At 33.6% G+C, this 11,913-nt stretch carries 11 protein-coding genes and 1 pseudogene; 9 read left to right on the forward strand and 3 right to left on the reverse strand.

Annotated elements, in window-relative coordinates:
- Positions 1–98: 98 nt before the first annotated feature.
- Complete coding sequence (locus ACSR9O_RS27055) at positions 99–584, forward strand: HIT family protein (protein ID WP_134783723.1); 486 nt, start codon at positions 99–101, stop codon at positions 582–584.
- A 231-nt stretch (positions 585–815) separates the two neighbouring features.
- Entirely contained in the window at positions 816–1,562 is a 747-nt protein-coding gene (locus ACSR9O_RS27060; protein ID WP_101225315.1) for a polysaccharide deacetylase family protein, read from the forward strand.
- 275 nt (positions 1,563–1,837) lie between these two features.
- Here ACSR9O_RS27060 and ACSR9O_RS27065 read toward each other — a convergent pair whose 3' ends face one another.
- Positions 1,838–2,455 (reverse strand): cell wall hydrolase, encoded by a 618-nt coding sequence (locus ACSR9O_RS27065; RefSeq protein ID WP_427572265.1) that lies wholly within the window; start codon positions 2,453–2,455, stop codon positions 1,838–1,840.
- Between the two features lie 355 nt (positions 2,456–2,810).
- On the opposite strand from ACSR9O_RS27065, the gene ACSR9O_RS27070 reads away from it, so the two are divergent.
- On the forward strand, positions 2,811–3,578 hold the full coding sequence (locus tag ACSR9O_RS27070) for a maltose acetyltransferase domain-containing protein (RefSeq protein WP_491725404.1): 768 nt from the start codon (positions 2,811–2,813) through the stop codon (positions 3,576–3,578).
- A 243-nt stretch (positions 3,579–3,821) separates the two neighbouring features.
- Here ACSR9O_RS27070 and ACSR9O_RS27075 read toward each other — a convergent pair whose 3' ends face one another.
- Positions 3,822–4,982: a cation:proton antiporter gene (locus ACSR9O_RS27075; protein ID WP_491725405.1), complete on the reverse strand. Its 1,161-nt coding sequence runs from the start codon at positions 4,980–4,982 to the stop codon at positions 3,822–3,824.
- A gap of 799 nt (positions 4,983–5,781) precedes the next feature.
- Between ACSR9O_RS27075 and ACSR9O_RS27080 the strand changes: the two genes are divergently transcribed.
- The 4 genes and pseudogenes from ACSR9O_RS27080 to ACSR9O_RS27095 all read left to right on the forward strand — a co-directional run bounded on the left by ACSR9O_RS27080 (position 5,782) and on the right by ACSR9O_RS27095 (position 8,253).
- Positions 5,782–6,351 (forward strand): nucleotidyltransferase domain-containing protein, encoded by a 570-nt coding sequence (locus ACSR9O_RS27080; protein ID WP_491725406.1) that lies wholly within the window; start codon positions 5,782–5,784, stop codon positions 6,349–6,351.
- Positions 6,352–6,383: 32 nt separating this feature from the next.
- A pseudogene (locus ACSR9O_RS27085) lies at positions 6,384–6,656 on the forward strand (HIT family protein); the annotation flags it as partial.
- A 222-nt stretch (positions 6,657–6,878) separates the two neighbouring features.
- Complete coding sequence (locus ACSR9O_RS27090; protein ID WP_402843784.1) at positions 6,879–7,397, forward strand: histidine phosphatase family protein; 519 nt, start codon at positions 6,879–6,881, stop codon at positions 7,395–7,397.
- A gap of 238 nt (positions 7,398–7,635) precedes the next feature.
- Positions 7,636–8,253, forward strand: coding sequence for a DUF421 domain-containing protein (locus ACSR9O_RS27095; RefSeq protein WP_491725407.1), 618 nt, complete (start codon positions 7,636–7,638; stop codon positions 8,251–8,253).
- 680 nt (positions 8,254–8,933) lie between these two features.
- Here ACSR9O_RS27095 and ACSR9O_RS27100 read toward each other — a convergent pair.
- Positions 8,934–10,319, reverse strand: coding sequence for a cytochrome P450 (locus ACSR9O_RS27100; RefSeq protein WP_491725408.1), 1,386 nt, complete (start codon positions 10,317–10,319; stop codon positions 8,934–8,936).
- Positions 10,320–10,838: 519 nt separating this feature from the next.
- Here ACSR9O_RS27100 and ACSR9O_RS27105 point away from each other — a divergent pair.
- Both ACSR9O_RS27105 and ACSR9O_RS27110 read left to right on the forward strand, forming a co-directional pair.
- On the forward strand, positions 10,839–11,339 hold the full coding sequence (locus ACSR9O_RS27105) for a helix-turn-helix domain-containing protein (protein WP_491725409.1): 501 nt from the start codon (positions 10,839–10,841) through the stop codon (positions 11,337–11,339).
- Positions 11,329–11,721, forward strand: coding sequence for a hypothetical protein (locus ACSR9O_RS27110; protein ID WP_260358057.1), 393 nt, complete (start codon positions 11,329–11,331; stop codon positions 11,719–11,721). The genes ACSR9O_RS27105 and ACSR9O_RS27110 overlap by 11 nt, the downstream gene beginning before the upstream one ends.
- The last annotated feature ends 192 nt before the right edge of the window (positions 11,722–11,913 follow it).

Raw genomic sequence — 11,913 nt, forward strand, 5'->3', positions numbered from 1 at the left:
TCTACCCCTTAATGAACTAACGGGGCAGGATAGCTCAACAAGGGTTTGTTTATTTTTATATTTTTAAGAGAGATAATATTTTGTTTTTGGAGGGAATTATGAGGGAAATTACTTTGTCTAATGGAAAAACAGTTGAAGTCGAATGTTTAAGTTGTGCTTTAACAAGTGGGGAAATAGAACCGGATGGTGGTGTAATAGTCGAAACTGAATATTTTCATGCTCACCAAGACGTTGCATATCCCATTAAAGGTTTAGTAATTTTAGCCTCGAAACGCCATATTAAGTGCTTTGACGAATTAAATGACTTAGAAAAGGTTGATTACATAAACTTATTATCTAAGATTAGAAAAGCTCAAAGGGAAGTATTAGGGATAGAACATGTTTATTACTTTTATAATGAAGATACTACTCACCATTTTCATACTTGGATGGTTCCTCGATATGAATGGATGTACGATTTTGGACGATCTGTGGAATCTGTTAGACCAGTTTTGCTCCATGCAAGAAACAAATTGAATAATGATGAAAATGTAAAAAGTGTAATTGATGGAATTAAGGCTTTAAAAAAAGAACTATACACTTAATCCTTCCTTGTCCCACTAACAGTTGCTTTGGCAGCTCTTTTTCTTATAGAGCTAATGTGGCAGTTAGTCCGATTCCTTAGTGTTTTAAGAAATTAGTTTTTCATTTGGGATTATCAAAGTCATCATTGCAATGGGAGATAGAAACAAATATGGGAGAAATCATAATAGAACTATGCTTTTGAGGCACAATAAATTGAAAAGATATAAAAAGGACGCAAAGCGAGGAATTTTATGAAAAAGGTTGTAATGTTTTTCCTATGTCTTCTTATCTTAATTCTTCCATCACAAGTTTTTGCTCAACGAAAAGTACCAATTTTAATTTATCATTCGATTGACGAGTTTACTGGGCAGGGTTCTAAGGAGCTATATGTAACTCCTGATAATTTCCAGAAACAAATGATTTATTTAAAAGACCATGGCTACACATTATTAACTTTTGATCGTTGGCAAGAAATTCATAAAGAAAATAAACCCATTTTCATTACCTTTGATGACGGATACAAAAACAATCTGAATGCATTTGCTATCTTTCAAAAACTTGAAAACGAACGTTTTAAACCAAGTGGTACCATTTTTGTTATCTCTGACTTTATCGGTCGTTCAAACCGATTATCGAAATCGGATTTAAAAATGATGGCTGATTCGGGTATAATCTCAATCCAGTCTCATACTGCTACACATCCTGATTTGACGGAAATAAAAAATTATGAATATGAACTGAAAGGGTCCAAAGAAAAAATTCAAAAAATAACAGGCAAACCAGTTAATGCTCTTGCGTATCCATACGGAAATTTCAATGACAAAGTGGTAGAAGAAACGAAGAAATATTATTTGTTTGGACTTACGACAACTCCTGAACTATTTTCTGAGAAGGGCATTAAAGACGAACTTTATCTTTTACCACGAATTTATATCAAGTATTCAACTACTCTTGATGACTTTGCAAAGATAGTTGAAGGCGGTTCCTATACCAGGTAATCGCTTTATCTTTTGGAACCAAGGGAAAAGTACTTAATATTGTTTATAAGTAAATGGGTACGGAAAATAAGGAAAAACAGGTGCTTTAGCTGTAGATCGGAGCTGTCTTTAAGGCAGTTTTTTCTTTTGGGGGTGCCGCCAAGGGTAAGGGTACCGCCAAAAAGGTCGGGCAAATACTGCCCGACCTTTCAACTATACCTCACGACATAGTTAATGGGATATTTATAATACGAAACTATAAAAATATCATGCCTCAATATGTATGTAGATTAGTTTTACTTTGCAAATAAGTGGTTGCCTATTCTAATGACTGTTTCCCTTGTGAAAATCCATTCATCTGTTGCCGAGACCGGATTATAATAATAAACAGAACCATGAGTAGGATCCCAACCTTGTAATGCATCAATAACAGCTCGATAAGAATAGCTATTTGGGGTCAAATAATATTGCCCATCATGTACAGCTGTAAAAGCATTTGTCTGGAAAATAACATCGTAAGTATTTTTAGGAAAACCTGGTGTTGACATTCGGTTCAAAATTACTGCAGCGACAGCTACTTTTCCTTCATATGTTTCTCCTCGAGCTTCTCCATAAACAACCCTTGCCATCATTTCAATACTATTTAATTTTTGTTGTGTTTGGAATCCAAAAACTCCATCTGGTAATATTCCAGAATCTAGTTGAAGTTGTTTCACTGCATGATCAGTAATTGAACCATAATACCCTGTTGGTTGACTGTTAAAGTAACCCATTTTCTTTAAATTTTCTTGCAAGTCATAAACTGCTTGTCCTTGACTTCCATTGTGTAAAATTTCTTGAGCAAAGATTGAATTTGGTATAAAAAACATGAAACAAATAAAAACAACAAACGACATTTTTTTTACATTTAACATCAAATAATAACACATCCTTCGATTCATTTTCCTACTATTCTACTTTATCATACAAGAAAAATAGATTTATCTTACATTATTCCTATTTTAAAACAAAAAATGAAGAAGTTTTCAGACGAATTTTCTGTTTATTGGGTACCGCCTATCGCCATCAAGCTAAGAAAAAGGATTATACCCATAACGAAAAAATAAGCTATTCTTTCTGTAAATGCTGCTGAAGATAGCTTTTTTCGTTTTGAGGTATAAAGAAATTTTAACTTGATGGGCATGCGTCAAGACTCCTTATGGCACTAACGGGACAGGTTAGTTGAAGATTATGGTAACATTTGCACTAACTGAAAGGAGGAAATTAGGTATGAGCGATAAAGAGAAAATCTATTATGAACGAGGAACAGAGGAACTAAAATTAAAAAATATTCGTGCTCATAAACTTGTTCAAGAATTTAACAATAGTGCTATAGAAGATTTCTCAAAAAGAGAGGAAATTATAAAGAATTTGTTTGGTACTGTAGGTGTTGATCTAGTATTGAACACAATTTCCATTGCGACTTGGGCTACAATATCCACGTTGGCGATAAAGAGTGTAGGTTCATTTGAAGGAAATGAGGTGGCTACCATAAAGAAAATTCTTAGTTTATTGTTTTTGTTTGTATTGTTTATTTGTGTAGTTGCTTGTAACAAGGATGTGGCCAAGGAAGACGTGGCGAAAGAGGCTGATATAGAAAAATTCGTTAAAGATTACAGTACGGAACGATATAACGTTAAAGACCACTCTAATCCTCCGTCTTCAGATGAAATTGCAAACAAGGTTAAAGAATATTTATCAAAAGATGAATATGATGCTCAAATAGCTAACCGTTATTATTCAATACCATCAATGGTAGCCAAGGAAGTTAATAAAAGTATTGAGGTACAAAACCTTAACCTTAAAGAACAAAGTAAAAATGATGATAGTACAATTGATTATAAATACACTATAAAATTTAAGTTTTATGACGAGGAGTCATCTAAAGTTTATGATAAAGAAGGAGAGCTAACTATCTCTACTAAAGATAATGAATTAAAAATCACTCGTGATTGGAGTAGAGGGGTGAAAATTGACGGTTTAGATGGTGGACTTTAATAAGAGCATATAGAACTAACGGGTGCGTTAGCTGAAGATCGGAGCTGTCTTTAAGGTAGCTTTTCTTATGGAAATAAAAGGGCAAGTTAGTTGAACAAAGACTAGAAGGGGATACTGACATTGTTGCGTATTCAGAAGAAAGATAGCTCCTTTGAGAAGATTCATTTTGAAAAGATTATCGGTATGAGTTTAAAGGATTAAGATAAAAAATCCCTTCTCTATGAGAGGGGATTTTAACATTATCTATTTATTTTTTGAAGGAGACTTAGATTCTAATTGAATAAAATACTTAAGAAGTGGAGGAGCAACTAAAGTTGTAACAATAATTACTATTACAATCGATGTGAAATACTTCGGTAATAGTAAAGCCTCTTGAAGACCAGTCGCAGCTATGATTAAAGCTACTTCTCCTCTAGAAACCATGCCTGAGCCAATCATTAATGAGGAGTTACCTGAGAAGCCAGTTAGCTTAGCCCCTAATGCTCCCCCGATTAATTTAGTTAAAATAGCGACCAAAGAAAGAATAATTATAAATCCTACTTGATTTCCTACCCCACTAAATGAAACATTCAAACCTATGCTTACGAAGAAAACAGGTACAAATACTGCATATGCTATGGGCTCAATTTTACTTTCAATAACATGCTTGTGAGGCGTTAATGAAATGGCAATGCCGGCAGCAAAAGCACCTATAATCCCTGCCATACCTAACAAATCAGCAAAATATACATACCCGAAACATATTACAAGTGCAATGGACATTATGGGTTCTGTAACCTTTAAATTAGACAGCCAGTTTAGAATCCACGGTACGACTAACCATCCTGCAAGTATAGCCAATAGGAAAAAAATTAACTTTTTACCTATTAATAACCCTAATGAAATTTCCTCGCCAGTTCCTAAAAAGCTTAACATTACTGCTAATATTATTACCACCAGAACATCGTCAACAACTGCTGCACCCAGTATGGTACTTCCTTCACGAGAGTTTAGTTTGTTCATATCCTTTAAAACTTGTACAGTAATACTCACTGAAGTGGCACTTAGAAGTACACCTATAAAAATGGAATATTTCATACTTAAGCCGAACAATTCACCAACACCAAAGCCTCCAAGGAAAGGTAGAAGGATACCAATGACTGCAACTGCAAAGGCAGATTTCCAGTTTTTCTTTAATTGTTCTAGGTCTGTTTCTAGCCCTGCTATAAACATAAGTAATAAAACACCGATCTCTGAAAAATAATGAATAAACTCATTATTATTCAACCAGCCCAATACAGCAGGGCCTAAAATGATTCCGATTATGAGCTTTCCTAAAACAGATGGCTGACCTAAACGAACTGATATATCTCCAGCAACTTTTGTGAAAAATAATATTAAAACTAAATTAAAAATAAACTCCAATATGGTTTTCCTCCCAATAAATGATTGGTTGTCGACACCAGCAAATCCATTGTAATTGATAGAATATCGGTGGTCAATATAGCTTTTAAACGCAAGGATACAGGTTTTAATGGCTTCTAAAAGAGAAATTAATAGCTAGATACGCAGAATGGTTTATAGTTGATTTTATAGGGCTTAAAATGGGTTTTAGTTATGGTGTTTTTTTGGTGATTTATGAATAAACTCAAAATGGAAGTCTTATGGAATTTTCTTTGTTAGCAAAAGTTAATTTAGGTATAAACAGAACGCTTCTAGATGAATATATTGATCCTGTCACGAAAGAGTTACGTATTCAGAAAAAAGATAGTTCCTTTGAGAAAGTTAAATTTAATTAAATTATTAATGTAATCGTTGAGGATTAAAAAAAAGCCCTTCTTAAAGAGAAAGACTTTTTTGTATAGGAAATAGTTAGTTATTGTTCGTTTAAAAAATCAATAAGTACTTCATAATAGAATTTTAATTCTTCCTCATCTGTATCAATAAGGGCTTTAATTTTATCTATAATTGATTTATCAGTAATGAGAAAAAAGCATCCAATTAGATATAATACAGTTAACACATATAGATCAAGGTTGGAGTATGTGAATAATTATTCTTAAACTAACGGGTGCTTTAGCTGAAGATCAGAGTTGTCTTAAAGGCAGCTCTTTCTTTATGCAACTAACGGGGCAGGTTAGTTGCATAAGGATTCAGTATAGAGGTTTTTCAAAATAGAAAAAGAATATATAAGGATATAAGTTTTTTAGTCTGGGGGATTCATATGTCATTTGAGCAATGTCATAGCATTACTTCTTTAATGTCAGGGTTTAATAAAACGTGGTTCTTTGCAGGTGGTTGGGCAATTGATCTTTTTATCGGCAGAGAAACAAGACAACATCACGATATAGAGATTGCACTATTTCGAGAAGACCAATTATATCTGAAGGAATATCTTAAAGAATGGGATTTTAAAAAGGTTATTAAAGGTAAATTTTACACTTGGGAAAATGAGTTTTTAGAGTTACCTATTCACGAAATACACGCTGTGAATAATTCAAATGGAGATAAATTAGAAGTTCTTCTAAATGAAACAAAGAAAAATGATTGGAAATTCAGAAGGGATTTAACGATTTCCCACCCACTTAAGTCAGTTTGGAGTTATTCTGATACAGGCATTCCTTATCTAAATCCAGAAATTGTACTTTTATATAAAGTAAAAAACACAAGAGAAAAAGACCATCAAGACTTTATGGCGACAATAGACAATCTAAATAATCAAAGGAAAAAATGGCTTCATTATGCTATACAATTGCACGAACCAGAACACAAATGGCTTCAATTCTTAACATAATGTTATAAAGAACTAAAGGGGCAGGATAGCTCAAGGTTGATTACATAAACTTGCTATCTAAGATTAGAAAAGCTCAAAGGGAAGTATTAGGGATTGAACATGTTTATTACTTTTATAATGAAGATACTACCCACCATTTCCATACTTGGATGGTTCCTCGATATGAATGGATGTACGATTTTGGACGTTCGGTAGAATCTGTTAGACCAGTTTTGCTCCATGCCAGAAACAAATTGAATAATGATGAAAATGTAAAAAGTGTTATTGATGGAATTAAGGCTTTAAAAAAAGAACTATACACTTAATCCTTCCTTGTCCCACTAACAGTTGCTTTCGATAAGAGAGTTGCTTTGGCAGCTCTTTTTCTTATGGCACTAACGGGGCAGGTTAGTTGAACAAGGTTCTTAAAAAACCTTAATAGGATTTAGAGTTATAAAAAATACCTGAGTTTTTATTCTTTTAAAGGTTTTATTAAAGTTGAATTGAATTATTAATATGGATAAATAAAACAAAGTTGAGGTATTATCTTGCAGATACTATTAATTCGACATGGTGAGTCAGAAGACGATTTTCTAGAAGAAAATTACGAAGGAACTACAGATTTACCACTTACTATTAAGGGAGTTGAACAAGTAGAAAAAATGTGCCGGCGTGTATCAGAAGAGTTTCCACCAGAATTCATATGGTCAAGTACCTTGCTTCGTGCTAGTAAAACTGCTGAAACTTTATCAAATACTATCCAATGCCCAGTAATATTCTTAGATGATTTACGAGAGATGCAAGATATGGAGAGTGAATTTGATTTTAGATTACGAGCTCAAAATGTCCTTTCCCATATTAGAGAGAACAGTGCAAATTATAAACGAATTGCTATAATATCCCATGGGGGGATGATTACTAAAATGATTGAAAGCTTTCTTCAATTACCACCCGAAATTAATGATGTGTGGTTCAATTCTAATAATACAGGTATACATCTTCTTGAGTATACCGATCATCCATACAAACTTATAAGATTTTTAAATAGTACTACGCATTTGAATTAACTTATGTTCGCGCTAAATAATTTTAACTTCTTTAATATCAGGAGCTGATCAACAGCTCCTTTTCTTATGGAACTAAAGGGGCAGTTTAGTTGAAGTAGAGAATTAGTTATTTAGCCTTTATTTTACATTCTAAAAAACACCTGAATTTTTGTTATTACCTAGTTTCCAAAAACTATCTACATATTTGGTATAGAGTCAACAGATACTAACAAAAAATGTTTAAGGAATGAGAAAAATGATGGATTTTTTAGAAGACATATCTACCTTACCTTATGTATTAAAGGCATTGTTAATTTTTTGTACTGCAATTATTCTTCTGCGTATCGCAGGAAAGAGATCACTTGCAGAAACAACAGTTTCGGAAGCTGTGTTAAGGATTTCGATTGGTGCTGTTCTAATCCAACCTTTAGCATTGAAAGAGGAATGGCAAGCAGTATATGCTGGAACTTTGCTCATTATAGGAATTGTATTATTAGCAAAAATACAAATATGGTTTCCAAAATCCAGAAAGTTTATTAATGGAGTACCATCAATACTAATTAAAGATGGAAAGGTGAAGTTAGAAGAGCTAAAAAAAGCCAGATTAACGATAGATGAGATACAAAGTGCACTTCGCCAAAAAAATATAGGAAATGTCGAAGATGTTGAATTGGCGATATTAGAGTCCAATGGTAAAATAGCGACGAGCCTAAAGCCAAACAAAGCACCCGCAACCAAAGAAGATATTCAAAAAATTTTAGATATCTTAGCTGAGAATGGTATTCGTTCCTCATCACAAAATCAGTCTGAAGCGAAAACGCCACCATTATTTAAAGAAGCTTATGACGAGGGAGACATAGTGGACTATAAATCTTAGAGACATTAAATAAGCTGTTTTTTTCTTTAGTACAAAGATAATACACAATACATAAGCAATGTTCTTCAACTAACGGGTGCGTTAGTTGAATTACAGGGCGAAAACTGGCTTCTTAATATAAGGGAAGTTGTAAGAGGGTATGGTGATGTTGCTGCAATTTTTTTACAAATCAAGATAACCAATAATTCACAATAATAGTAAGCTTAATTTTGTTATATACATCATTTTTCAAGGGATGGTGCAAGGGATACTTAAACGAATAATAACTAAGTACGAACACGAAGGTCTGACCCCGGAGGATATTGTGCATTTAAATACTATAAAAGGACAAAATCCTTATGGGATGCTAACTCTATTATTAGGTCTAGCATCCTTTATTTTTGGGCCACAGTATATAATTATTCCTATCGTATCTTTGTTATTGGGTTTTATTACTTACCGGACCTTTGATTCTGAAACAGAGAAAAATCCTTCCAAAGGGTTTTGGAGGGGTATTTGGCATGGCCAAAAATAGTATATCATAAGGGAAATGAAAATTTCAGAGAAAGATATTGACATCCTATTAGCTGGTTTACTTCAAAAACTAGGGTTGATGCTGCAGTCTTTTTTATGGAACTAAAGGGGGGATCTACCTTAGGTGTAGAGTGACAATTTTGTTCATTAATACAACTTATATTCATTTAAATTTCAGAAGCTTCTGGTTGGAAACCTCCTATATTTCTATCTTCGACTACCATGCGCAATCCACGCTTCGGTCTGAGTGTAATAGACGGAAGTGGCTTTACTTCATGATGGTCAGGCGCCAGCCTTATCCGATATCGTTGAGCAATGCATGCTAGGACAAGCACAGCTTCCATCACTGCAAAATGATTACCGATACAAACTCTCGGACCTCCGCCAAATGGAAAGTAAGCGAACGGAGGTAGGGTTTTCATAAAGTTGTTTTCAAATCGCTCAGGTTTAAAGGAATCTGGATTATCAAAATACTCAGGCTTGTGGTGCATCACATACTGACTCAACAGGATCATATCGCCTTTTTTAAAAAGATACCCTCCAATTACCACATCCTCCGCCACTTCCCGTTGTATGATATAGGCAGGCGGGTATATGCGCATTGATTCATAGATAACATTTTGTGTGAATGTTAATTTCATAAAATCGCCAGTTGTTAGATTACGGTTGCCGATTACGCTATCTATTTCATTGAAAAGTTTAGTTTCCACATCAGGGTGTTGGGAAAGCAAGTATAAGGTCCAGGAAAGCACATTTGCTGTTGTTTCGTGACCGGCAAGGAAAATGGTCATTAACTCATCACGTAACTGCTTGTCTGTCATAGCTAAGCCATCCTCATCATCTCGAGCATCCATTAGAATCCCAAGCATATCCTCATGTCTCTCTGCCTCTGTTCTACGTTTTTCAATAAAGCTATAAATCACCTTATCAAGTCTCTGTTTCGCAATTTTATATTCACGGTTGTTTTTAGTTGGAACCCATAGTGGCATTTGAAGTGTTCGCATTCTTTTAACGGCAATTCTCATGAAGGCTTCTATAGGTTCCCCGAGCATGCCATATCCTTCTTTGAGGTTCATGCTGAACATGGTCTTGCTGATAATACCCAGTGCAAGGCTCATCATATCCTCCGAAATAATCCTTTCTTCTCTGTTTTTCCAAGTGGAAATATAGTCCATTGTTATATCAATCATATCCTGACCATAATTGCTAATATGAGACTTTTTGAAAGAGGGTTGAATAAGCCTTCTTTGGCGCATGTGAATTTCTTTTTCACTTGTAAGAAGGCCTTCTCCTAGTACTGGTTTTAAAGCAGAGAAGTCCTTTGATTTCAAGAAGGATTTTTGTTTTGTTACAAGTACCTGCTTAATTAAATCTGAATTTGAAATAAGGTAAACATTATGGAAAGGTCCAAAACGAATTTTAGCAACTTCTCCATATTCTTTTGCTAAACGGGTAAGAAAGCCAAGTGTATCTGAAATAAACTCCTTTGAATGGCCAGTAATTAATTTTCCTTTTGGGCCTGGAGAATCATTTGAAAAATTTGTGTCACTCATTGGTTTGTTTCCTCCATTTCGGTATAATTACTTGTATTCATTCTATGAGGAAAGTATTGATTGGTTTGGACAAGTTGTTAATAAGAAGACTAACAAATACAATATTTTTTTTAAAAGATAGTTAATCAATTTGAATGAAATTACAAGTGTGTATAAAGGAATACTATTAATAAACGAAATCAAAGTGTTTATGAAATTGTAAAGGCACCCATCCCTGGTTGTCACTTTCTTTTACTAATGAAAGCAGGTATGTATGGAACTACCTTACAAAAGTTATTATCTTGTTGAACTAACAAATATGGGGTTGGAAACAGCTCCATTTTCTTATGTAACTAACGGGGCAGTTTAGTTCAACAAGCTTTAATTAAGAAATATTTCCATTTCAAACTTATTTAGAGCAAGGTTATTTCTTGCTTTTTTCTTTGTGTTTTAAAGTTTTTTTTATTCAAAAGAGGTGTTTTTTATTGAAAAATAATACTTTTAGTGTAAAATTACACTAAAAAGGAGTATTTAGTATATATGGAAAAAGAAGAATTCATCAATTTAATATCAGAAAAAATGAAACTTGTCCGAACAGAACAAGGTTTTTCTCAAGATAAGATGTCTGAAATTCTAGGAATTTCAAAAAAAACACTAGTTCAAATTGAAAAAAGAAGAACAGAAGCCAATTGGACCACCGTTGTTGCATTTTGTGCTTTGTTTAATCATAGCCAATTGCTGATATCATCAATTGGTGACAATCCAGTTGATTTTGTTCAGTTAATAACTAGCAAAAATGGTGGGACGCCTAAAGAAAAAACAATGGGTGGTAAGTTATGGTGGAAAGAAATCGAGTATAGAGGGGATTTTCGTTTGCAACAAAATTTGATTAGTAACCATTACCGTATATTGGATCAATATGATTATCGTTGGCATAGTTCTTTTAATAAAGAAGAGAGTTTAAGTCGTTTAAATGAATTACAGGCGGTGGGGACTATGGGGATAGACAAAGGTATAGGGATGGGGATATATGAAGAATAAGATTTTGCTTGTTCTAAGAAAAATAGTAATTGGTATTCTAATAGTCTGTTTATACTGTTTTCCTTTTGTTTATTTTTCAATGCACCAAGATTTTGCTAACCGTTCAATGCTTGGCTATTTGATTATGATTGTAGTGACTTCACTTCTTGCTTTCTTCGGCAAACTCTTTAATAACTCAATCTCTCTTATTATTGGTAATATATTATCTGTAATAATCTCATTTTATTTCATAAACGAGATGACAGGGAACGAACGATGGGGTGGCTATTTTAAGCCACTAACTCCATATCAATTATTAATCTTGGTTAGTTTTTTGAATTTGATTCCTCAGTTCTTCGCTATGAAATTAGCAAATAGACACAAAAATAAAGTTAAAGATTAATTTGATTAAGAAGAGTAATTTCTTTGAACTAGAAGTTACTCATCAACAATATTCAATATCATAGCCTACATAAAAAGAAAAAGTAAAAAAAGCCTACTTCCTTAAATAGCAAGGATCGTAGGCTTTCTTTATTCTAGTCGTACCGATTTGAAAAAAGTTTAACCGTTTTTCTTATGGAACTAAAGGGGCAGT

This window comes from Peribacillus sp. B65 (genome assembly GCF_058513295.1).